At 36.9% G+C, this 22414-nt stretch carries 20 protein-coding genes, 6 tRNA genes and 1 pseudogene; 14 read left to right on the top strand and 13 right to left on the bottom strand.

Annotation, left to right across the window (positions count from 1 at the left end):
- The first annotated feature begins 46 nt into the window (after positions 1-46).
- Together larB and E7Z79_RS00425 are read left to right on the top strand one after the other, a co-directional pair.
- The gene (larB, locus tag E7Z79_RS00420) at positions 47-808 is read left to right on the top strand and encodes a nickel pincer cofactor biosynthesis protein LarB (RefSeq protein ID WP_292751919.1); all 762 of its coding nucleotides are present in this window, start codon (positions 47-49) and stop codon (positions 806-808) included.
- Positions 809-1369, top strand: a complete 561-nt coding sequence (locus E7Z79_RS00425; RefSeq protein WP_292751916.1) for a GNAT family N-acetyltransferase — start codon at positions 809-811, stop codon at positions 1367-1369.
- Here E7Z79_RS00425 and E7Z79_RS00430 read toward each other — a convergent pair.
- The 10 genes and pseudogenes from E7Z79_RS00430 to E7Z79_RS00475 form a co-directional block, all read right to left on the bottom strand.
- Positions 1358-3913 (bottom strand): CDP-glycerol glycerophosphotransferase family protein, encoded by a 2556-nt coding sequence (locus tag E7Z79_RS00430; RefSeq protein WP_292751913.1) that lies wholly within the window; start codon positions 3911-3913, stop codon positions 1358-1360. The two genes, E7Z79_RS00425 and E7Z79_RS00430, sit on opposite strands and share 12 nt — an antisense overlap.
- 8 nt (positions 3914-3921) lie before the next feature.
- Positions 3922-4494, bottom strand: a complete 573-nt coding sequence (locus E7Z79_RS00435; RefSeq protein ID WP_292751910.1) for a hypothetical protein — start codon at positions 4492-4494, stop codon at positions 3922-3924.
- 8 nt (positions 4495-4502) lie between these two features.
- A pseudogene (locus E7Z79_RS00440) lies at positions 4503-5252 on the bottom strand (ABC transporter ATP-binding protein); the annotation flags it as partial.
- Positions 5253-5340: 88 nt separating this feature from the next.
- Positions 5341-6108 carry an ABC transporter permease gene (locus tag E7Z79_RS00445; RefSeq protein WP_292751903.1) on the bottom strand — a complete coding sequence of 256 codons (768 nt, stop codon included), beginning with the start codon at positions 6106-6108 and terminating at the stop codon, positions 5341-5343.
- A 37-nt stretch (positions 6109-6145) separates the two neighbouring features.
- Positions 6146-6436 carry a phosphoribosyl-ATP diphosphatase gene (gene hisE / locus E7Z79_RS00450; protein ID WP_292751900.1) on the bottom strand — a complete coding sequence of 97 codons (291 nt, stop codon included), beginning with the start codon at positions 6434-6436 and terminating at the stop codon, positions 6146-6148.
- Entirely contained in the window at positions 6436-7239 is an 804-nt protein-coding gene (locus tag E7Z79_RS00455; RefSeq protein ID WP_292751897.1) for a CBS domain-containing protein, read from the bottom strand. The genes hisE and E7Z79_RS00455 overlap by 1 nt, the downstream gene beginning before the upstream one ends.
- 11 nt (positions 7240-7250) lie before the next feature.
- The gene (gene gatB / locus E7Z79_RS00460; protein ID WP_292751895.1) at positions 7251-8603 is read right to left on the bottom strand and encodes an Asp-tRNA(Asn)/Glu-tRNA(Gln) amidotransferase subunit GatB; all 1353 of its coding nucleotides are present in this window, start codon (positions 8601-8603) and stop codon (positions 7251-7253) included.
- Between the two features lie 148 nt (positions 8604-8751).
- Entirely contained in the window at positions 8752-9519 is a 768-nt protein-coding gene (locus E7Z79_RS00465; protein WP_292751892.1) for a phosphocholine cytidylyltransferase family protein, read from the bottom strand.
- A gap of 39 nt (positions 9520-9558) precedes the next feature.
- Entirely contained in the window at positions 9559-10530 is a 972-nt protein-coding gene (locus tag E7Z79_RS00470; RefSeq protein ID WP_292751889.1) for an NAD(P)H-dependent glycerol-3-phosphate dehydrogenase, read from the bottom strand.
- A 26-nt stretch (positions 10531-10556) separates the two neighbouring features.
- A complete protein-coding gene (locus E7Z79_RS00475) occupies positions 10557-11537 on the bottom strand; it encodes a radical SAM protein (RefSeq protein WP_292751886.1) in 981 nt (326 codons plus the stop codon).
- Positions 11538-11728: 191 nt separating this feature from the next.
- Between E7Z79_RS00475 and E7Z79_RS00480 the strand changes: the two genes are divergently transcribed.
- The 8 genes from E7Z79_RS00480 to E7Z79_RS00515 all read left to right on the top strand — a co-directional run bounded on the left by E7Z79_RS00480 (position 11729) and on the right by E7Z79_RS00515 (position 13600).
- Positions 11729-11801 (top strand) — tRNA-Asn (locus E7Z79_RS00480).
- Between the two features lie 5 nt (positions 11802-11806).
- Positions 11807-11880: transfer RNA gene (locus E7Z79_RS00485), tRNA-Ile, on the top strand.
- 26 nt (positions 11881-11906) lie between these two features.
- Positions 11907-11981: transfer RNA gene (locus E7Z79_RS00490), tRNA-Glu, on the top strand.
- A 56-nt stretch (positions 11982-12037) separates the two neighbouring features.
- Positions 12038-12120 (top strand) — tRNA-Leu (locus E7Z79_RS00495).
- Positions 12121-12154: 34 nt separating this feature from the next.
- A tRNA-His gene (locus E7Z79_RS00500) sits at positions 12155-12230 on the top strand.
- Positions 12231-12323: 93 nt separating this feature from the next.
- Complete coding sequence (hjc, locus tag E7Z79_RS00505; RefSeq protein ID WP_303738021.1) at positions 12324-12734, top strand: Holliday junction resolvase Hjc; 411 nt, start codon at positions 12324-12326, stop codon at positions 12732-12734.
- A 51-nt stretch (positions 12735-12785) separates the two neighbouring features.
- Positions 12786-12934: transfer RNA gene (locus E7Z79_RS00510), tRNA-Trp, on the top strand.
- A gap of 60 nt (positions 12935-12994) precedes the next feature.
- Positions 12995-13600, top strand: coding sequence for an MBL fold metallo-hydrolase (locus E7Z79_RS00515; protein ID WP_303738022.1), 606 nt, complete (start codon positions 12995-12997; stop codon positions 13598-13600).
- On the opposite strand, the gene E7Z79_RS00520 is transcribed toward E7Z79_RS00515, so the two are convergent.
- Together E7Z79_RS00520 and E7Z79_RS00525 are read right to left on the bottom strand one after the other, a co-directional pair.
- Positions 13589-14239, bottom strand: coding sequence for a TrkA family potassium uptake protein (locus E7Z79_RS00520; RefSeq protein ID WP_303738023.1), 651 nt, complete (start codon positions 14237-14239; stop codon positions 13589-13591). The two genes, E7Z79_RS00515 and E7Z79_RS00520, sit on opposite strands and share 12 nt — an antisense overlap.
- A 55-nt stretch (positions 14240-14294) precedes the next feature.
- Positions 14295-15728 (bottom strand): TrkH family potassium uptake protein, encoded by a 1434-nt coding sequence (locus E7Z79_RS00525; RefSeq protein WP_303738024.1) that lies wholly within the window; start codon positions 15726-15728, stop codon positions 14295-14297.
- Positions 15729-15791: 63 nt separating this feature from the next.
- Between E7Z79_RS00525 and E7Z79_RS00530 the strand changes: the two genes are divergently transcribed.
- The 4 genes from E7Z79_RS00530 to E7Z79_RS00545 all read left to right on the top strand — a co-directional run bounded on the left by E7Z79_RS00530 (position 15792) and on the right by E7Z79_RS00545 (position 20944).
- A complete protein-coding gene (locus tag E7Z79_RS00530) occupies positions 15792-16844 on the top strand; it encodes a UPF0104 family protein (RefSeq protein ID WP_303738025.1) in 1053 nt (350 codons plus the stop codon).
- An 11-nt stretch (positions 16845-16855) separates the two neighbouring features.
- Complete coding sequence (locus E7Z79_RS00535; protein ID WP_303738026.1) at positions 16856-17920, top strand: acyltransferase; 1065 nt, start codon at positions 16856-16858, stop codon at positions 17918-17920.
- Positions 17921-18039: 119 nt separating this feature from the next.
- The gene (gene fhcD / locus E7Z79_RS00540) at positions 18040-18924 is read left to right on the top strand and encodes a formylmethanofuran--tetrahydromethanopterin N-formyltransferase (protein WP_303738027.1); all 885 of its coding nucleotides are present in this window, start codon (positions 18040-18042) and stop codon (positions 18922-18924) included.
- Between the two features lie 241 nt (positions 18925-19165).
- Complete coding sequence (locus E7Z79_RS00545; RefSeq protein WP_303738028.1) at positions 19166-20944, top strand: hypothetical protein; 1779 nt, start codon at positions 19166-19168, stop codon at positions 20942-20944.
- 6 nt (positions 20945-20950) lie between these two features.
- Here the strand turns inward: E7Z79_RS00545 and E7Z79_RS00550 are convergent, their stop codons facing one another.
- A complete protein-coding gene (locus E7Z79_RS00550; protein ID WP_303738029.1) occupies positions 20951-22081 on the bottom strand; it encodes an NAD-binding protein in 1131 nt (376 codons plus the stop codon).
- Positions 22082-22414: the final 333 nt, after the last annotated feature.

A 22414-nucleotide genomic window follows, 5' to 3' on the forward strand; every position in this document is an offset into this window, starting at 1 on the left:
ATATTGTAAGTTAAATTTTATATAATTTTATCCTATATATTATATTATGAAAGATATTCTTGAAAGATTGCTAAGTGGGGAGCTCAATATAGATGAAGCCGAAAGACTTCTCAAGGCTGATAATATATTGGAGTTCGATGATGTTGTCCAATTTGACATTAAGAGAACAGAAAGGACCGGCTTTCCCGAAGCTGTATTTTCACCAAGCAAGGACTATGAGGACTTGATTATAATCATCAGAAATTATCTTGAAAACAGCAGTCAGGATTTGATAATAACAAAATTGTCTCAAGAGCGCTATGAAAGAATCATTGAAGATTTGGGTAAGAACTCATATATCTTTGATTATAACAGAAGGGCTCAAATACTGATTATACGGCATGAAATCACTAAAAAAGACCCAATTGCAAAAATCGGAATTATAACTGCAGGAACTTCAGACATCAATATCGCAGAAGAGGCACGAGTCATAGTTGAAGAAGGAGGATGCGAAGCGATAACCTCCTATGATATAGGGGTTGCCGGAATTCACAGGCTCTTTCCTCAAATAGCCCATATGGTAGGCGAAGGAGTCCGTGCATTTATAGTATGTGCGGGAATGGAAGGCGCTCTGCCGTCAGTTGTCGCAGGCCTTGTGGACGTGCCTGTAATTGCAGTTCCAACATCTGTAGGCTATGGTGTTGGAGAAGGAGGAAGGGTGGCGCTTGATGCAATGCTTCAATCATGCGCTCCGGGAATTGCCGTTGTAAATATAGATAACGGATTTGGAGCGGGAGTGTTTGCCCTAACAATTGTAAATAGTGATTAAATGAGATATGAAACCTTTGATCCCGATAAACATGATTTGAATAAGGTTGCCAAATTGGTCTACGATGTGGACTACAGAACATTTGACATGCTTTTTAAAGATGAGAAAAGCGCCGTCAAGACCATTGCTAAGGATTTGCCTAAAAGGGAACTGGGACATTTTTTCAAGGTCATTTTGGATGATGACGGCGAAATAATAGGAGTATTGATGATTTATGATTCAGAGCTTTCACACAAGTTCTATCTAAAATCACCAAGGCTGCTGATAGTGGATATTTTGGACCATTTTGCATTGGCCGACATCGAAGATGATGATTTGTATCTTGCTGAAATAGCCATCGATTCCAGATTGAGAGGTCAGGGAATCGGAAGAAAGGTTGTTTGCGACGTGATAGAATATGCCAAATCCAAAAACTACAAGAGAGTAACCATTGATGCTGATTTTAGAAATTCCGGTGCAAAAAAGCTTTATGAGCGTATAGGATTTAAAGAATTCAATAAAAAGAGTGTCAAAATCGGAAGTTTTGAAAGGGGAATGTATAATATGGAGCTAATCCTTTAATGGGATTTTTTTAATGGCCTCATAGACCCTTTTGCAATTGTTCTTGTCGGTAAATAGATAGAAATCTTTAATCCTGTTGTAATATTCCTCTTTAATTTTACAGTCGTTTTCCATATATTCGACAATCAAATCAATCAGGCAGTCCTCATCATTTGCGATTTCTCCCAATCCCATTGTTTTATAATCAAAGAAGCTGTGTTCCGCATCAAAATGATAGTCATCGCTGTAATGGTAATATATCACAGGTTTGTAGAGATAGGCAAAATCAAATGCCACGGATGAGTAATCGGTAATGAGAAGCGATCCGCTATTGAACAGTGTCTGATATCTTATTCGGTCATAATCTATCTTAACGTAATCGTTTTCATCAAACATGTCAATAAAGGCATAGACTTTCGGATGAGGTCTGAATATTATTTCATAGTTGTATTCACGGGCCTTTTCAATCAATCTTTCACTGTTAATCAATGAATTGAATCTTTTGAAATATTCGCTTTCCTTAATGTAATCATGGGATTTCCTGTCAAGATTTCGTCTCCATGAAGGCATTATGACAATCTGTTTTTTGTCCTTCTGGTTTTCAAGGTTGTCATATCTTGGAAGGCCCAGCAATTGGACCACATTTTCATCGTAATTATATGGATATTTGAATATTGATTCATATTCCAGCTTTGCGCTTGTAAGGAAGAATGACAGGTTCATATTGGTCTTGTTTAGCCATGATGAAATGTCTTCCTTGATTATACCATGCTGCAGGAATACGTTGTTGGATTTTAAGAGGCCTGCAAAGTATGGATATCTTCCCCAGAAGGGATAAATTATTTCATTGTCCGGATGTGAAGTTACTATGTTTTCGGCAAACATTCCAAGATATCTGTGTTTCATGGATTTAAATCCGATGACATTCCCAATCTTTTTCATTCTGTCGAAATCCTTGCTGTCCTTTCTTATTATGAAATATTTTTTTATATTCGGATCCTTGTCGACGGCATATTTGAAGAGATGCTCTCCGTTGTCGTCAGACACTTCCGGCCTGTCCATATAAAACCATATATGCTTGTTTCTCAGGAAGGGATAACCTAACATGTAAGCTATTCTGAATGGGACTCCAACATGGAATCCTGCTTCCCTTTTTTTAAGCATTCTAGCTATTGTCTTGATTTCATGCTTTATCCATTTTAATGTTGTCTTTTTCTCGATAATGATTTTATTTTCCTTTAAAATGCTCAGGTAGTCTTTGGTTTTTGCATAGCCCACAACCCTTGAAAAGTTGCACGGCCTTGAAAAGTCAATATCTAAAGTGTCATTGTTCTGTCGGAATTCGATTTCAAAGTCTTTTTCTTTGCTTAAAGGCAGTCTGAACTCAAATGAGTGGTCCTTAGAATATATTGAATCGATGCAGTATTTGTTTCTTTGAGGGAATCTGACATTTCGGGTTTCTATTTTCTGATTGTTGACATACACGTCAATTTCCCTGTCATAAATGTTTGAGACATTGGCCAGAACATATAACTCATTGTCTATTATGTCATAAACGTCAATGAACACGGTGTTCATGTCAAATTGATTTACAATTTCAGCAGACAGTTTTCCGTATTTGGCAAAAAGGCATTTCAGCTTGGCATCATCATCCATCAGGTCATATTCCATGATGCTGTCTTCATCGATAAATGACAAAACATCCTTAAGGGAGTTTTTAAAATCGTTCATTTCATTGGAATCCAGAATTTCAGGGATGTTTTCAACCTCAAGCATCCAGCGTATATCATATAGGATGACATTCTGAATGAACTTGGCGACTTTTCCATATTTGTCCAGGCTTTTATCAATCAGGTGTTTAAAATAATTATTGCATCTGTCTGCGTAATATCCTTTTTTAAGCTGGGAATTATCGATTATTGATGATTTGTCTTTTCTTTTTCTGTAATTGTATCTTCCGGTTTTGCATAGGCCGATATTCGGGTTATTGATTAAAACTTCATTAACAAAAACAACATCTTCTGAAGTGATTATGTCCGGAAATCTTATATTTCCTACCGCATCCTTTCGAATAAAGCTGCTGGGACCTGATAACTGGTAATATTCGGGATGTTCAAGCAGATTGACGACACGGGTTTCGTCAAACTTGTAGTTCAGATAATGTTCCCCATCCATAGCTTCAAAAAAATAAATCGGGACGGAAACAAGATCCACATCCGAATGATTGTTAAAAATAGCTAAAACGTCTTTTAAAGTGTTTTTTGAAAGATTATCATCACTGTCTAAAAAATTAATATATTGTCCTGTTGCATGCTCAAGGCCAATGTTTCTTGAAAATGAGGGACCTCTATTTTCAGAATTTCGAATATACTTGAAGTTATTCGGATATCTGGATACATAATCTTGGCATATTGATTTTGTACTGTCGTTGCTTGCATCATCAACAATAATGACTTCAATATTATTCTCAAAATCCAAATCCTGTTTAATCAATGAATCCATTGATTCATTAAGCCATTTTTCTGAGTTGTATGCTGCTATGATTACTGAAAATATCAATTTCATCACTAATCTTAAGACCTTACATCATTCATATCGACACTTAATTCGGATTGCTTTTCCTGAGGGTCCTGAGGTTTTTTATAGTCAGGCTGTATTGAATCACTGATAAAAATTATTTTTTCATCTAAATTGCCAATATCATCGAATCCAGTCAATTTTGTATAGAATGTATGGTCATATGTGTAATAGTAAGCAATGGACTGGTTCTTTAGGGATTCCTTATCTGAATCCGTATAATGTGCAATGTACAGTTTTAGGCCATTTGGAGTGTTTATAGTTTTATTGTCTATAATTTTGACAGTATCAGATTCGGAAATCTCTTTCAATTTGCTTTTGAAGCTTTTTTTTGCAGTGTCTTTAGGCCCTAAATCTTCAATGAATATTTTTTCTTTTGTATTTCTATTTTCCAGTTCCAGGTTGGTGTCATCTGATGAGCCTACTGAAAAACCGTAAGGTTGGGATACTGTACTTTTGCTGACATCTGCAATGGCATGTCCTATGGTTGTTGAATGTTGTGCAATGAAAAATCCGCATCCCACGCCTATAATCAAAATTATTAATATTGCTATCCATCTTCTATCCATTCTAACACCTATTTCTTTCCGGCTTCTGCACTTCTTACGTATGCATCACAAACTTCATTGGCTTCCCCTTCCATAATTAAGCGTCCATCTTCAATCCAGATGCACTTGTCGCAAATTTCTCTGATTTGTCCGATTGAATGTGAAACGAGAAGCACGGTCACTCCTTCACTCATCATTGATTTAATCTTTTCAGAACTTTTCTTTCTGAATTTAATGTCCCCAACGGACAATATTTCGTCAACAATAAGAATGTCAGGTTCGACCAGTGTAGCTATGGAAAAACCGAGTTTTGCCCTCATACCTGATGAATAATTTTTGACGGGATAATTGATATATTCTCCCAGTTCTGAAAACTCCAGAATTTCATCATATTTAGCATTGATGAAATCTTCATCCATACTTAAGAATGCGCCATTCAGGTAAATGTTATTTTTGCCGGTGTAATTTTTATCGAAACCTGCTCCCAGTTCCAGCAGCGGCGCAATTTTGCCGTTTATGCTTATGCTTCCATGGGTAGGTTCATAGATTCCGGCCAATATTTTTAAAAGGGTACTTTTTCCTGCACCATTGAATCCAAGAATTCCAACACGGTCTCCCTTATAAACATCGAAAGTTATGTCATTTAAAACCCTAACTTTTTCCTTTTCCTTTTTATTTCGTTTAATAGTTCTGATAACATACTCTTTAAGAGTATCGATCTTATCTTTTGTGATTTTGAATTCCATTGTTAAATGATTAACCCTAATGGCGACTTCCTTATCTCCGCCATTGTTCGGAATCATTTTATTTTCATTTTGTATGAATCCACTTCTGATTTTTTCTATTAAACCCATAATAAAAACCTGATTATAATTCTAATGTTAATTTTTTCTCATAAATACTAAATAATATTATTCCAATGAATAGAGTTGTCAGGGAAAACACTGCAAGGTATCCGAGGGAGGTTATATTAGGTATGACTCCATATACAACGCAATCCCTAAAGCAGGAGATTGCTACATAAACCGGATTTAAGGAGAATATTATTTGAACCTTTGCAGGAACGATTTCCATAGGGTAGAACAATGCTGATGCATACATCAGTACCAATAGGAATACGTTGTACAGATAACCGATATCTGAAAAGTAAGTGTTACATACTGCCAATACCAATCCTGCACCGAATATTAACAGGAACAATAGGAATATTGGAACTATTGCAAACAATGCGGTGAGATGGAATGATGCACCGGTAATCAGCATTACTCCAAAAAGGATTACAAAGGATATAAGGAAATTTATGAATTCATAACAAACTGCACTTACAGAAAACATATATTTTGGAATGAATATCTTTTTTAAGAGGTTTCCGTTTTTTCTGATTGAATTCATTGCCCCTTTTGTTGCAGCATTATAAAAATCATAAATCACTCTTCCTGATAAAAAATAAACTGGGAAATTGTCAATGCTTCTACCGAAAAGCATTGAGAAAATTGCGGTGAAAACCAGCATGATTAATAGTGGATTGAAAAAACTCCAGAGTATACCTAATGCGGAGTCCTTATATTTTGAGGTCAAATCCCTTTTAACCAGTTGTTTCAGCAAGAATTTTCTTTCAGAACGTGTATCGAACATAATAACCAATATTTTTTATTTACTTATTATTAATTACTCATTTCCGCCTTCTTGCAAATTCTTCAAATATTTCATCAATTTCCACTCCCTTGTAAACCAGAAGCAATAATGTATGAAATATTAAGTCGACGGATTCATATACAAGATTTTCATCGTTTTTAGAAGCAATCAATACTTCTCCCGCTTCTTCAGCTATCTTTTCAAGTATTTTGTCTTCAGCCTTCTTATCGCTGTCTTTCATGATGTTGGAAGTGTAGGAATCAATGGGATTGTCCCTTCTTGACTCCAGGACTTCATAAACTTCTCTTATGATTTTGTCATTGTCCATTAATCGTCACCTTTGGATTCTTGGTCTTGCATACTTTCGGTAAGTGCAATCAATGGATGTTTATCGTCATCAATGATTTCAATGTCATCAAAGGTGTAGATTCCTGCCTTGTCTGCAGTTTTCTCCATACCTAATTTGATGTCTTTGCCTAAATCAACCACATATGAATCAACAGTTTCATAGCCCCTTTGAGCTGAAGCCACAGCTCTGTGGTGACCGTCAACTAAAATCCACCTGTCTCCGGTTTTCACAACAATTGCAGGTTCGGCAAGCCCTTTTTCTAATTCATACGCCCTTCCTTCAAGTTCATCGGCATAAACTCTGTCTTGGGTTGGCCTTAACTTGTTGGTTTCAACGCGCATATGTTTCAATGTTGTTTTGATTCCATAAAGTTGTTCCATTGTCTTTTTGAAGTATTCAACTTTATTTGGAGTTGATCTTTCGATGTGTGAACGGACCATATCTGTATTTGTGATAATTCCCACTAATGTTCCGTCGACATCTACGACTGGCATTCTGGATATGCCTCTTCTGAACATGACTCTTGAGGCATCGTTAATTGATAAATTCTGATTAGCGACAACTAATTTTGTACTCATTATTCCAGCAACGGTATCTGATTCTTCTTTAGCTACAATATCGAATGCGGTTACCATTCCGACCAGTTTTCCGTCTTTTACTACAGGGTAACTGTTGTGATGACTTTTCTGCATTAACTTAATAATGTCAGTGGTTTTTGTATCTGGAGAAACGCTTATAACATCTTTGGTCATATAGTCTTTAACAAAAGATTTTTTTCCCATTCGGTTTCCTCCTATTCGATATTCTCTCTTAAAAGTTTAACAGTCTCTCCTGGGTCTGCTTTTCCACGGGTCAATCTCATTACTTGACCAACCAAGAAGTTCAATGAAGCTTTTTGTCCTGCTAAATAATCATCAACCGCTTTTGGATTTTCTTCAATAGCCTGTTTTACGGCTGCTAAAACTTCATCCTCATTAACAACACCAAGCAAACCTAAATCTTCAGCGATTTGTTTTGGAGATTTATCATTATTCGGCATTTGCTCGATAATTTTGTGGCCCGCTTTTGCGGTAATCTCTTTGTTTTGAAGCATATTTAAGAATTCAATTAAATCTTGAGAGGTGATTCCACTGTCCGCAAAGTCTAATTTGTTGTATGACAATACCCTTTTGAGTTCGTCTCTCATCACTTTTGCGGCAAATTTAGGGTCGACTTCTTTTGCAACTTCCTCATATGCAATGGCTAAATCTAATTCTGAAGTCAATACTTTTGCTGATTCCTCATCAATGTCATAATCTTTAACAAATCTTTTAACCTTGTTGTGTGGAGCTTCAGGCATGGTGTCTAAAATCCTTTGAATGGTCTCATCGGATATTTTCATTGGTGGAAGGTCAGGGTCTGTGATGAATCTGTAATCATCAGCGTCTTCCTTCATCCTCATACCTACAGTAATCATTTGGGATTCTAGGTAAGCACGGGTTTCCTGTTTGACTTCAACTCCTCTTTTCTCAAGGTTCTTTTGCCTTATTAGTTCAAATTTCAATGCTTTGTATGCACCTTTGATGGAGTTGATGTTTTTCATTTCAACCCTGTTTCCGCCGTTGATGGAGATGTTTACGTCCGCTCTCATGGTACCTTCGCCACGGCCTCCTCCACTATATTGTATAACACGGATTAACTCTTTTAAAAAGTTCCTTGCTTCCTCTGGAGATTTTATGTCCGGTTCGGTTACGATTTCAACCAATGGTATTCCTGAACGGTTGAAGTTTACGGTACCTCTGTCAGGTTTGAATTGACCTGGGTCTTCTTCAGCGTGAATTTCTCTGATTCTGACACCGTTTAGTTCACCATTGATTCCGATAGGAACGGAAGTTCTCTGATAACCGGATGGCAAGTCAGGATAATCGTAATGTTTTCTCATGAAATAGATTACGTCTTGATCGATTTCACAGTTGAGCATTAAAGCAATCATCAATGCGTTTTCAAGAGCTTTTTCATTTGTAGGATGTGGTTTTGCACCTGGTTGATTAAGACAAACTGGACAGATGTTTGTGTTAATAGGTGCGTCCTGATAGTTTGTAGGACAATCACAGAATAATTTTGATTCGGTTTCTAATTGTACGTGGATTTCAAGTCCACACATCATGTCAACATCGTCACTAATAATAATTCCTCCATTAGGATAATTTTTTATATTATCATTATATTTGTTTATATCAATTTATAAATATTGTTGAAAATAGGGGGTTTTTTTGAGTTTTGAAAAATTAAAAAAAGAAATAATGATTAATGAATTAATTTTCAAATTCATCAATTAATTTTTGGGCTTGTTTCCAATCGTTATGGTCATCAATTTCGGTCCATTTAAGTCCGTTTGTCAAAACATAATCGATTTCAGTGATTTTGCTCAATTTTTTAAATGCAAAATCGTAATAGTTCTGTTCATCTTCATCAATCAAATCTTCAAGGATTTCGTTGAATTTCGCCAGGTCTTCTTTGCATACCCTTGAAACGCCAATAAATTCTCCTGTGGAACTGTCAATATCAATTCCTTTGCCTATTTCTGCTATTGTTCCGTTGGCTATTGTCTCATCATCGTTGAGGCTTTCGTTTTCAATGATTAATTTGAATGACTCTTCATTCAGATTCTTGAAGTTGTCCACAATCAGACTGGTGTTTTGCCTTTCGGCTATCCTTGTGATGATTTCGGGATCGACCACATTGTCCCCATTAATCAGGATGAAGTCGTCCGGATGATTTTCTTCAATGTATTTGCTTGCGATATGTGTTGAAACTGAAGTATTTGTAACGTCATATCTTTCGTTTTCAAGGATTTTAATGTCAATTGAATATTTCTCTTCTAATTTGGGGGTCAAATCCATGACCTTTTGCCTATTGTATCCGACAATCACAATGAATTTATCAATGTTTTCATTCATCAGGTTCCTCAACATCCGCTCAAGAAGTGTCATTCCATTGATTTCAAGCAGAGGCTTTGGAATGTCTTTTGTGAGGGGCATCAATCTTGTACCCATTCCCGCTGATAAAATTACTCCAATCATATTTTCAACTCCAGTGTTACAGTGCAAGAATGCTTATTTCTATTCAATCTTTTGCCATAATATGTCAAATGCCTTGAAGGGGTTCATTTTTTCAATCATCACATCGTAAACGAAATCTACAATGGGGCTGTTGATATTTTCATTTGTACAGATGTCCCTGATGGATCTAATCGAATTTTTTCCTTCAAACACGATTCCGCTTGCAGTTTCATCTATAATGAGCCTTTGACCATATAAAATTCCAAGGGTATGGTTTCTGCTTTCGGTTGAAGTGGAAGTCAGAATCAGATCTCCAAATCCGCAATATTCATATGCGGTTTCACGGACTCCTCCAAAGGCTTCGATAATGCGCATGGTATCTTCAAATCCTTTAGTCATAATTCCATATCTTGCGTTTTCGTTAATTTTCATTCCTTCGCAGATTCCATTGGCTATCGCATTGATATTCTTCAGTATGCCGCAAAGCTCAATTCCCCTTATGTCATCAATGATTTTTACTTTGAATTGTTTGGTGCAAAGCACTTCCTTGACAATTTTTGAGTTTTCAGGTTTTCTTGATGCTATATTTGTGAGGGTAGGTTGCCTTGCCATTATCTCGGATGCAAAATTCGGTCCTGATAATGCAACATAATTCTCGTCAAAATATTCGGATATCAAATCTCCCATTGTTTTTAGGGAAGGATATTCGATTCCTTTTGCGGTTGTAACAAGTATGGCATCCTTTGAAATGATTTCCTTTAAATTTTTTAATGTTTCTCTAAAAGCAGATGACGGGATTGCCAGGAATATGACATTACATCCCCTTAAGTCTTTCAAATCAGTGGTTGCCTTGATATTGTCATTCAATTTGTGGTTGGGGTAGTAATGGGTATTATATCCGATATTATTAATTTCATCGCACACTTCCTCTCTTCTGGCGTGTAATAATATCTGGTCAACATTTTCACTTGCAGTTTGTGAAAGCGCAGTACCTAGAGAACCTGCCCCTATAACACCTACTTTTAATGTCATCATTGCACCTTTTGTTAATATTATAGTTAATATTTATTCTTTAAGGACTCCTTTACATATCTTTTTATGAATCTGTCAAGGTCAGGTGAAACTTCACTTTTCTCAGGCCCTAACTGTGTCTTGTCGGTAAATGTTCCTTTCAATTTTCTTCCTGCCCATTTGACTTCCTCTTCAACCCTTTTTCCGTATTTGGTTCCAAACATTTTGAACAGTGGAAACTTTGTAATTCCATTGGCTCCGCTCAGAATCAGTATTCCAATATTGGCCAGATTGTCAATCCAAGTTCCGCAGATTATTTCAATATCCGGAAATGCCAGCCTTACTTGAGCAACAACTTGCGCATAGTAAAGGGAAGCAGGCTGGGAGGAATTTGCGTAAACAGTTTCTTTGTGTGGGTTGAGGGAGTAAAAGATTACCCTGTCAATTTTATGGTCTTTAATATAATCTATGATGTAGTCGACATCATCCAATGTTTCTCCCAATCCCAGGATTATTGTAATTGCCTTTTTAAATCCCAAATCATCGGCTACGTCCAGCATATTGCTGATGTCCTCTAACTTTTTTGACGGGCAGACTCTGTTGTGTATTGTGGGATTGGCAACTTCCACGGCACCGGTTATGCCTTTAATTTCTGATCCGAATTCAGCTAAATCATCAGTGATTCCAGTATTCAACCAAACACCATCTCCAGTTATGTCTTTTATGGTTGTTGCAATCTCCTTGATTTCCTGTGTGGTGAATGATTCGTACCCTCCTGATAAAAACTCGATATTCCAGTCGAGGCGTCTGCACATCTCTGCCTCTGCATAGATGTTTGAAACGTTTCTTCTTGCCTTTTTTGGATCTTTTATCTTGTTTTTTTGGGTGGACATATAGCAAAATGCACAATCTCCCTTATCGCACCACCAGGATAGGAATACTGCTCGCTCAAGAGTGATTAAATCACCGTGGTTTTTTAAAGTGATTTCATTAGCTTTTTTAATTAGATCAAAAATGTTAGAGTCCATGGTAGTATATTTGTCCTTAAAGTTTATATAATAGTAAGAATTAAAATTAATGTTGTACTTCAATTTCTATAAAAAAAATTGAAATAATCAAAACCTTTATATACTATGTCTTGCATAGTTATTATTACTGTTTAAAGTCTTTTGATTTTTAATCATGGGCAATATTTGGTTAAGATAGATGGGTGTCTCATGCCATCGTAGCTCAGTAGGTAGAGCGTTCGGCTGTTAACCGATTGGTCACAGGTTCGAGCCCTGTCGATGGCGCTTTTGGGCCCATAGCTTAGCCAGGTAGAGCGTCCGGCTCATAACCGGAAGGTCATGGGTTCGAACCCCATTGGGCCCATGTTACTAAATTTCATATGTGTATTTGCTCCGGTGGTGTAGTCCGGCCAATCATTTCGGCCTTTCGAGCCGAAGACTCGGGTTCGAATCCCGGCCGGAGCATTCAAAAAAAATTTGTTAAGATTTTTAATGGTTTCTACGTATCCTTACTTTTATAAGCGGGGGTGCCCGAGAGGCCAAAGGGGACAGGCTTAGGACCTGTTGACGCAGGTCTACCAGGGTTCAAATCCCTGCTCCCGCACTTTAACAATTTTTTTATATAATTTATCATAAATGCCGGGGTAGGGTAGGCGGTCATCCTCCGGGACTGTGGATCCCGGGACTCGGGTTCGAATCTCGGCTCCGGCCCCATTTATAAAAACTATTTTTTTCAATATTACTTTTCAAATGCTCTCTCATTTAGTTTATATAGGGTTAGTTTTAGATAATTAATTGAGTGTTATTATGGCAAAAAAAGGTTCTGCTGAAGAAAGGGATTTGGTACATAAATTATGGGAGAGGAATTTTGCTGCAATGAGAGCTCCCGCTTCTGGTGGTGCGACCAAAAGGCCTTTACCTGATGTTTTAGCTGGAAATGGTAAAATTTATTTGGCTATTGAGGTAAAGACAACCACCAAGGAAAAGATCTACATTGAAGAAGAGCAAATCACTGCCCTTTGTGAATTTTCAAAAATTTTTGGCGCTAAGCCTTATATTGGAGTCAGATTTAAATATACAAAATGGCTATTTTTGGAACCTCAAAATACTCCTAGAACTAGGAACGGAAATTATAGGGTTGAAAAGGATTATGCGCTTGAAAAGGGCTTTGAAATAGATGAAATAGCGGGTATTGACAAGCAAATGAAATTTGAATAATTGCAAATATTTATATATTATTAAAATGTAATCTATTACTGTATGTTATGTGGGGTTATGGTGTAACCTGGCAGCATCGGGGACTCCAGTTGTCTTTGAAGAAAATATACGCGTAACTGAACAGTACCTGTTGTGATGAACAATTGGAGTACTGAGGCAAGAGACATCCCCGGATTGGGGTTCAAATCCCTATGACCCCATTTTTATACAAAACTTTTTTTTCAAAACTTTTAATTACTTTCTTGATTATATTATCTTTCATGAGTTCAATTGTTTTTATAATAGGTTTTAACTATGATTCAAACTGCTATTTGATTAATGATAATATTTTAGTTGACACTGGCGCTGGTCAAAATAAGGATTATTTATTTTCTAAACTCCGTGAAAACGGTGTCGAACCTGAAGACATTGAATTAGTTGTGAATACCCATTGCCATTTCGATCATATAGGAGGCAATCAGTTCTTCCCAAATGCAAAGATTGCAGTTCATAGGATGGATGCAATCTCAATGAAAAACAAGGATACTTTGGGAACTTCCCTATCAGCATTCGACAATGACGGCAATTCAAGGGTTGACATTGAACTGGAAGACGGTGATAAGATTGGGGATTTTGAGGTAATTCACACTCCCGGCCATACAAGCGGCGGAATCTGTCTGTGGGATGGTGAAAATCTAATCTCAGGTGATACCATATTCGCCGGCGGTGGTGTTGGCAGAATGGATATTGGTGGAGATTACAATGATATGAAAAATAGCGTTGAAAAATTGATGGAATTAGATGTTAAAAACATCTATCCCGGTCATGGCCCAATTGTGGAGAACAATGGAAAAAATCATATTAAACTGTCTTATTCATTGCTCTAACTTTTTGGATACCTGTTTTAAGGCTCCTCTTTTTACAAGAATGGAAACTTTCTCTCCTCTGCTGATTATATTTTCAGGCTGTGGGATAACAAGTTTACCATTTTGATAAGCGGCAATAATGATGTAGTCCTTTTCCGGAGAAACATCTTTAAAGCGTTTACCGATGAGCTTATCGTTAGTTATTGTCATTTCAATGATTTCGGCATTACCCTCACCAAGGGTAGTGATTTTTGAAGCTCTAGGATTCATGACAAATTGTGCCAGGTCTCTTGCGGCACTGATTTCTGGACTTATAACCTTGTCGATTCCCACTTCTTTAAATGCTTCTTCGTGGTCAGGGTTACTTACACGTGCAACGATGGTTTCAACATCGTATTTCCTAACCAAGATGCATGATAAAAGGTTTGCTTCATCGTTTCCGGTTGTAGCAATGAAAAAATCGGCGTCTTCAATATTCGCTTCCTCAAGCAGTTTGGAACTGGTTCCGTTTCCATGAATGACCAAAGCATCGAGTTCTCCTGCAATATCATTGCATAATGTTTCGTCACTTTCGATTAATGTAATGTCTGCTCCTGTATCAATCAATAAATTTGCAAGGGCAAGTCCTACACGGCCCCCTCCCATTATTATTGCATACACAATATCGCCTCTTAAACTATTGATAATCAATATATATTTTATGACAATATAAATATTATCTTTTGAAAATCTCAAAGGCTGCCCTTAGTGTAATCAGTACAGGGTATATTTCAAGCCTTCCTGTCCACATATCGAATATGCTGACTATCTTAAGTATAGGATCTAATGTATAGTTGATTATTCCAAGCTCAAGGCCGTTGTTTCCCTGAAGGGTCATTGCTGCAAACAGACTCTTGAACGGATCATAACCGAACAGACAGAACAGTGCCCATGTAAACATTATGAACATCATATAAAGTGTTATGTAGCTTCCTGCCTGTGCGATTGCCTTTTCGGGAATGGTGTGTCCATGCAATCTGACGGGAACCACTCTTCCTTCAGGAGACATTATCTCTCTGATGTGGCGATATATTCCTTTAAAGTATGTAATCATACGGACAAGCTTGATTGCACCTACTGTTGAGCCGTTGGATCCTCCGGTCAACATTAGACACATCAGACATATTATTACGAATGGCGGCCAGTTTGCCATTGTGGTAGGTGATGCCACGCTTGCTCCTGTTGTTGTAATTGCGGACACGACAGTGAATAACAGGTCGATTGGAACAATGTGTGATACAAAATAAAGCATCAGTGTGACAACTGCAATCACGGATATGATTATCTGAAACTGCAGGTCTCCAAGCAGGGATTTTCCCCTTGTCTTGATGACTTTATAATGCACCAAAAAGCTTGTGGCTCCCAAAATCATCAGAACAATTGAAATCAAATAGATGGCGTCATTATGATAGAATCCCATATTCGCATTTTTGATGCTCATTCCCCCAGTTGAAACAATGTGGAATGTATTGCAGACTGAATCGAAAAGGGGCATTCCCGCAAGCAGGTATAATATGATTCCGGCAATTGTATAGATGGCATAAATTTCAATGGTTTTTTCCATTGTTGCTTTAATACTTGGCTTGATACGGTCTTCACGAGCTTCTGAGTGATATAGCTTAGATGAAACTGAGCCCGGTTTTGTCAATACTGCTATGACCATAACCACTACTCCCAATCCACCAACCCATTGTTCGAAAGCTCTAAAAAATAAGATGCTGTGAGGTAAGATTTCCACGTCCATAAACATGGTGATTCCAGTTCCTGTCAAGGCGGACATGCTTTCAAAGACTCCGTCGATGATAGGGATATGGGTGCATAATGTAAAGACAAACCCTCCAATGAGGCTTGCCCACATCCATGCGAATGCTGATATCATCATTCCATGTTTGAAACGCATTTTTTTGCTTACTTTATCCTCGAAATATGTTAGTGCAAAAACGCCCAATAATATTGAAATCAATCCAGGAATGACAAAACTGAGAATGTCAAATTCAAAATAAATCAAATCGAAAATTAAAGGTATCAGGCACATCATGCCGATTCCTATCATCAAATATCCTGAATTTCTGGCAACAATTACTAAGTCCGTTTTTGTAATATATTTCATTAATTAAAATTAGAACAAATTTCTATATAAATTTATAAGTAATAAATAAAGAAATTATATTATATGGATAAAAAAACCGTATTCTTTTTGGGAGTCAGTTTGGTAATATTGGCAGTGATGCTCTATCTTGTAGGAATAGACCAGGTAATTGCCGCTTTAAAAATTGCCAAATTGGAATTTATCGCTATAGCTATAGCGATGCAAGTTTTCACTTATTACCTGTACACTTTGAGATGGAAAATATTGAATAATCTCGTTGACATTGATGTCGGAATAAAAAAATTGCTCCCTATGGTTTTGGTGGGTCTTGCAGTTAACAATATCACTCCTTCAGGCCGTGGCGGAGGAGAGCCGGTGAGGGCATACCTCTTGTCTCGCGAAGAGAATTATCCGATGGAAGAGACCTTCGCAACAGTTGTGGCAGATAGAGCATTGGACACATTTCCTTTTGTTGTGTTGGCGGTATTGACAATTATCGGTATGACTTTGACATTTAATTTTGACTTATGGTTGCTCATCCTGATGGTTGTTGCAGTAATTGCAATAGTTATAATCCTGATTTTAATCATTTACATGTCCATCAATCCTAACTTCGGCGCAAGAGTTGACGGTTGGATTATCGGTTTGGTCAGAAGATTCTATAAAAAGAATTCAGATGAATTGGAAGAAAAGATTCATGGAGTCATAAGAGGTTTTCAGGACACCATGAAGATGGTAATTTCAAACAAAAACGTATTGTACTATGCATTGCCGTTATCCTTTGTAATTTGGATCTTCGAAATCTTAAGGGTTTATTTCGTTTTCCTTGCATTCGGAGCATCTGTAAGTCCGGTAATCATTGGTGAAGTCTTTATTTTGGCTTCTCTTGCAGGTATGATTCCGCTTCTTCCTGGAGGTCTTGGAGCAGTTGACGGAATAATGATTATTTTCTACTCAGCAGCGGGCATAACCGCATCTATCAGTGCGGCCGCTACAGTAATCGAGAGGCTGATTTCATTCTGGATGGCCACCATTCTCGGTTTGGTTATTCTGCCATATTATGGCTCATCAGTTCTTGATAAGATTTCCTTGGGTTCTTCCGATGAAATTGAGGAACATTCTGAAAATGAGGAATAGAAGGCTATTTCATGCAAAGCACCAATTCTAAACGAATATTTTACTTTGATGCCATAAGGGCTGTTGCCATCTTATGTGTTGTGTTGCTGCATGTAACCGGGCATCTTGGAGAGATAATGAACTATAATATCTCAACCATTCATTCTGCAGATGGTCTTTTTGTGATGTTTGCAGGCAATTTCTTTAGAATAGGCATCGCTCTCTTCCTGATGCTTTCAGGTGCCCTGCTTTTAGGGCGTGATTGGGATATTAAAAGTTTTTTTTATAAGAGAATTCCCCGCATTGCAAAACCGTTTATTTTCTGGTCACTCGTATTCAGCATAATTCTGATTTCATCATCATATCTCATTCCAAACATTAATTTTGTAACTCAATTCGGTGTTTTGGATATGATTAAGGTATTTATTGATACCTTGATTTGTGTGGCGCCGGGATCTGAAGTCTACTGGTTTTTCTGGATGATGCTTGCGATGTATCTGCTGATGCCGATACTCAATAGATGGATTAATGGCACTGATATGCGTAAAGTGGAGTGTTTTCTGATAGTTTGGGCATTATATATTATAGCAGCTTATTCTTTAATGCTTCCTGTCCCTGAAATTCTGTCATTTTTCATAAGTCCGGTAGGTTTTGTTGTTCTGGGGTATTATCTGAGATACTGTGAAAGAAAAACCTTCAACAATTCAATCATTGCATCGATTTTAATTGTTGTGCCTTCAATTCTGATGTTCATTTATTCCTATGGCATTATGGGCACTGAAATGATGTTTGTTTTTCATAGATATTCGATTCCAGTCATGATGGAGGCTATTGGAGTCTTTTGCTTATTCAAAACAACTCCAAGTTTAAATAATCCTCGAAATCAGGTTAAAAGTGTGGTCTCATCAGTTGCGGTGTGCAGTTATGGGATGTATTTGATTCACAGTCAGATGATTATGGTTACCCGTAGGATATTTCACATGAATTTTGCATTTGACTTTATTGTATTTTTCATTGTCGGGTTTATTTTATCATGGCTTGTAATTTATGTTTTGGCAAAAATACCAATTATTGATGATTATATTGGAGTCAAATGACTTTTTTTCTGGTTAAATAAATAGTATTTTTCAGTAAAAATAGAAAACTTTATTTTAATATATTATCATAAATTTATTTATCACAAAAAATTAAATTTTAAAAAAATTTTGGTGAAAATATGGAAATTAATGGCGTAGAAATACAAGATACCTTTGCTGAAGGTTTTGGAATTAAAGTATCTAGATTGATTATTACTGCAGCTACTAAACATTTAGCTAAAATTGCAGCTACTGAAGCTACCGGATTTGCTACTTCAGTTATCGGATGTCCTGCAGAAGCAGGTATTGACCAATATGTTCCTCCAACTGAATCCCCAGATGGAAGACCAGGTTATGCAATTATGATTTGCCACATGTCCAAAAAAGCTTTAGGCGGACAAATCATGGACAGAATCGGACAATGTGTTTTAACCGCTCCTACTGCAGCAGCATTCAATGCTTTAGAAAGTGAAGAATCCTTCCCAACCGGAAAACAACTCAAATTCTTCGGTGACGGATTCGAAACTGAAAAAGATGTTGACGGTAAAAAAATGCACGTGATTCCTATCATGTCCGGTGAATTCTTAGTAGAAGATGAAATGGGATGCAAAGACGGAGTAGCTGGTGGAAACTTCTTCATCATGGCTGACAGTCAAATGTCTTCTATCGTTGCTGCTGAAGCTGCTGTTGATGCTATTCACGCTGTTCCTGGTGTAATCACTCCTTTCTCTGGTGGTATGGTTGCTTCCGGTTCTAAAACTGGTTCCAAATACTCTTTCATGAGCGCATCCACCAACGAAAAAGAATGTGTAACTTTAAAAGATCAAGTAGAAACTGAATTACCAGAAAACGTATTCGGTAACATGGAAATCGTTATTGACGGTGTTGACGAAGAAGCTGTCAAAGCTGCTATGAAAGCAGGTATCGAAGCTGCTTGTCAAGTACCTGGTGTTATCGAAATTGGTGCTGGTAACTACGGCGGAAGCTTAGGTCCTTACCAAATCCACTTACAAGAATTATTCTAGAGAGTTAAACTCTCTTCTTTTCTCTTTTTTTGTTTTTTTTCTCTAATTGTATAACTTCTATTTTTTTTAAACAATCAAATCAAAACTAATATAAAGTTTCATTGACAGATATAATATTAGCAGATTAAACTGAAAATTTAAACATAAACTCAGTAATTCATTAAATAATAATCAAAAAATTTCAGTTAAACAAGTAACTACGGTAATACATATGCTAAACAGAAAATATATGCTGCCATTAATGGTAATTTTAATATTTTTGACCGTTGGGATGGTTTCAGCCAATCAGAATGGCACTGATGAAATCTCCGTTGATGAGGAAATCCCTTATCAGGAAATTTCTGAAGCTCCTATTGCTGAGGAGATTGAAAGCATTGCTGACGAAAATGTAACTGTTTCTCAGGAAACCACTAAAATTGAAGCTAAAGATGTAAAAACATATTATATGGAAAAATCTGATTTGGTTGCCTATTTAAAAGATGCTGATAATCGACCAATTTCAAACAAGAAGGTTTCTATATTTATTGACAACAAGAATTATGATAAGCTCACAGATAAAGCGGGCATGGTAATTTTAAAGCTAAATCTAAAAACTGGCAAATACACTGCAAAATTTGATTTTATGGGTGATGACAGATATGCTCCAAGCAGCGCAAAGGCTATCGTCAAAGTCAATAAGGCAGATTTGCAAATCACCACTAAAAATTTCAAGACCTATTTCGAATCTGGGTTTTATTTCAAGGCAAAAGTCATTAATAAAGTCACTAAAAAACCAGTTGAAGGCGTAAAATTAGCGTTCATTGTTTATAAAAACAACAAATATAAGAAAACTTGCTGGGCCACCACCAATTCAAAGGGCATTGCAAAATTGAAGAAAAATCTTAAGGTTGGGTCTTATAAGGTAGTGACCTTCATTAAGAAGAACAAGTATTTGAAGGCTAAAAAGTCAAAAGCGAAATTGACCATCAAGCAAACTGCTGAAATGGGTTGTTCTTCAGTGTTTCTTCAGGTAAGCAAATACGAATCCGTTGCAGGATTTAGAAGGGATGCAACAAATGAGAAGTTGTTGCATATTGTGAAATATAAGCTGGAAGGCAAATCCGCAATCAAGCAATTTAAAACCGACAGTTACTTTTTCCACCTTGTTACAACCGCAGATGGATGGATGTTTGCAACAGGAGGCATTGATGATCCGGATATCAACGCAGCTATTGAAAGAATAGCGGGCAAAATAGTCAAATCAGGTAAGATTAAGCAATCATACCTTGGAGCAATTCAGGATTATGAAAGGAGATTGTCCTTGGGTCACTTTTCAATCAAGGCACCGAATGGAAACTATGGTGCTGTTTGGAGCAGCGGCATTTGGACAGGCAAATTAAACCCTGGCGAATATATTGATGTTCCGAATCTTCAGTCTTATTTCAGGTATGGAAACTGGAAGGGACTTTCCAAAAATCCGGTGAAAGCTGGAATGAAAGTTGCAGCAACAGATTCCTATGGGGTTAACAGAAGAGATATAACCATATTCCATTGGAAATCAACAACAAAAGAGGGCAAGACCTCTTCATATCTTAAGGTTTTTGCTGCAAACGATAATGGCAATATGGTTGGAAGAAGCACAGGATATCTAATTGATGACATTAGTTTTAAAGGAAAGTTTTACTCCAAATATGACTTGCCGAATCCGCCTTCAAGATTATGTCTTGGCGTTCATAAGTTTGGAAGCATTGACAAGTTGGTCAAAACACAAACCAAGGTCAAAGCTTATAAATTAACTAAAATGCGCAATGAATCTAAGATGTTAAAGATAACCGTTAAAAATAAAAAAACTAAAGAGCCAATCAAAAATCTCAAGTTAAGATTAAAGATAGGCAAAAAGGTTTATGCGGTTAAAACAAATTCAAAAGGAATTGCGAAGTTTAATCCGAAATTCCTAAAGGCGGGCACCCATAAGGTCAAAATATATTCTGCCAATTTTAAATATCATGTATCCGCCACAAGTACAATTAAAATAACTTAATTGTACTTATCTTATTTCTTTGGATGTGATTGTAGCTATTTCTTCATTGGTCAGATTAACTCCGATTATCTCTTCCTGTTTTTCCAGATCTTTTAGCAGCTTATCGAATGTTTTTTGGTCAGGACCTGAAATGCGGTGGGAATGTACGTTATTCACAGTTTTATATAAGTTTTCTAATGCATTTTTTTGGTCGTCATGGCTGTTTAGGTAATTTTGATATCTTTTGCCGTCATGCAATTTCATAGCCTTGATTTCACGGGTCAGTGGTGTTTCGATTCCTGGAATGTGGTATTCGATGTTTTCCAATGTGCAATGATGTTTTGCAAAAATCTTAAATTCGTCATATATCTCATCAGCTGAGTGTTTCACTGTAACTCTTAATATATGAGGTCTTGTGGATTCGTAGTAGAGATCTTCTCCACCTATTATTTCGGGAGACACTATCTTGTCAGCACCCGCTTTTTTAAGCCTTTTGATATTGTCAAGTTTGCTGGCCCTTGTGACGATCCATGCATCAGGATTGGTCTCCCTTACGGTCAAAACGATATAGAGGTTACTCACGTCATCTCCAGTGCAGATTATGACGCTTCTGCATTTTTCACCTGCCAATTTGGCTATAAGGTCATCCTCAATGGCATCGTCATTTATGACGACAAGGTTGTCAGTTTCTTCAATGGATTCACATTTGTCGTGGTCTTTTTCTATTACAATCACGTTCTGATTTCTCTCCAGCAGTTCCTCAAGAACCACCTTTCCAACTCGTCCTAAACCGCAAATAATATAATAATCATTCATCACTTCAATAGCTTTCATTTTTCTGGCTCCTTGTGAATATTTGCTCATCTTTTCCCGGAAATTTGTTAAAATAATGTTAAATACATAAGCAAGTAATGCGACTCCTCCGATTGACAGTGTGGTTGCGAATATCTTTTGAATTCCTGTGCATGGAATATAATCCCCGTATCCTACTGTGGTCATTGTAATGGTTGCATAGTATATCGAGTCAAGCCAATCCAAGTCCATCACATAATGAGCGCCGAAAATACCATAAACGAAGAGGGCCGCTATAAGAATCAGGCCGTTGTCTATGAACTTTGCCGGCATTTTTGATAAAATTTTAAATGTTATTTTTCGCATATGACTTTTCCTTAAATTAAGATATTAATATTTATATTGACTAGATATTTTAACTTTTCACTGTATGAATTCTCCCTATTCCACAAGATGTAATGTTAAAATTTTAATGTGATGCTTTGCATCCAATTGAAGGATTGAAAAATCTTTATTAATTTGAATTTTCATATAAAATATTGTTTTAGAGAGTAAGTGGAGGCATATTATGAAACCCATTGATATGGAGTTATGAAAAATATCCGACACTTAAAAAGTGTGGGATATTATGCATCCGACTGACATGCAGTAATCGGAAATATCCGACACTATAAATGTGTGGGATATTATGCATCCTAT

Source organism: Methanobrevibacter thaueri, from assembly GCF_015062905.1.
Lineage (GTDB): Archaea > Methanobacteriota > Methanobacteria > Methanobacteriales > Methanobacteriaceae > Methanocatella > Methanocatella thaueri_A.

Excerpts from the sequence above, each read along its gene's own strand:
- larB (WP_292751919.1), top strand. The coding sequence starts at position 47 with ATGAAAGATATTCTTGAAAGATTGCTAAGTGGGGAGCTCAATATAGAT.
- E7Z79_RS00425 (WP_292751916.1), top strand. The coding sequence starts at position 809 with ATGAGATATGAAACCTTTGATCCCGATAAACATGATTTGAATAAGGTT.
- E7Z79_RS00430 (WP_292751913.1), bottom strand. The coding sequence starts at position 3,913 with ATGAAATTGATATTTTCAGTAATCATAGCAGCATACAACTCAGAAAAA.
- E7Z79_RS00435 (WP_292751910.1), bottom strand. The coding sequence starts at position 4,494 with ATGGATAGAAGATGGATAGCAATATTAATAATTTTGATTATAGGCGTG.
- E7Z79_RS00445 (WP_292751903.1), bottom strand. The coding sequence starts at position 6,108 with ATGTTCGATACACGTTCTGAAAGAAAATTCTTGCTGAAACAACTGGTT.
- hisE (WP_292751900.1), bottom strand. The coding sequence starts at position 6,436 with ATGGACAATGACAAAATCATAAGAGAAGTTTATGAAGTCCTGGAGTCA.
- E7Z79_RS00455 (WP_292751897.1), bottom strand. The coding sequence starts at position 7,239 with ATGGGAAAAAAATCTTTTGTTAAAGACTATATGACCAAAGATGTTATA.
- gatB (WP_292751895.1), bottom strand. The coding sequence starts at position 8,603 with ATGATGTGTGGACTTGAAATCCACGTACAATTAGAAACCGAATCAAAA.
- E7Z79_RS00465 (WP_292751892.1), bottom strand. The coding sequence starts at position 9,519 with ATGATTGGAGTAATTTTATCAGCGGGAATGGGTACAAGATTGATGCCC.
- E7Z79_RS00470 (WP_292751889.1), bottom strand. The coding sequence starts at position 10,530 with ATGACATTAAAAGTAGGTGTTATAGGGGCAGGTTCTCTAGGTACTGCG.
- E7Z79_RS00475 (WP_292751886.1), bottom strand. The coding sequence starts at position 11,537 with ATGGACTCTAACATTTTTGATCTAATTAAAAAAGCTAATGAAATCACT.
- hjc (WP_303738021.1), top strand. The coding sequence starts at position 12,324 with ATGGCAAAAAAAGGTTCTGCTGAAGAAAGGGATTTGGTACATAAATTA.
- E7Z79_RS00515 (WP_303738022.1), top strand. The coding sequence starts at position 12,995 with ATGAGTTCAATTGTTTTTATAATAGGTTTTAACTATGATTCAAACTGC.
- E7Z79_RS00525 (WP_303738024.1), bottom strand. The coding sequence starts at position 15,728 with ATGAAATATATTACAAAAACGGACTTAGTAATTGTTGCCAGAAATTCA.
- E7Z79_RS00530 (WP_303738025.1), top strand. The coding sequence starts at position 15,792 with ATGGATAAAAAAACCGTATTCTTTTTGGGAGTCAGTTTGGTAATATTG.
- E7Z79_RS00535 (WP_303738026.1), top strand. The coding sequence starts at position 16,856 with ATGCAAAGCACCAATTCTAAACGAATATTTTACTTTGATGCCATAAGG.
- fhcD (WP_303738027.1), top strand. The coding sequence starts at position 18,040 with ATGGAAATTAATGGCGTAGAAATACAAGATACCTTTGCTGAAGGTTTT.
- E7Z79_RS00545 (WP_303738028.1), top strand. The coding sequence starts at position 19,166 with ATGGTAATTTTAATATTTTTGACCGTTGGGATGGTTTCAGCCAATCAG.
- E7Z79_RS00550 (WP_303738029.1), bottom strand. The coding sequence starts at position 22,081 with ATGCGAAAAATAACATTTAAAATTTTATCAAAAATGCCGGCAAAGTTC.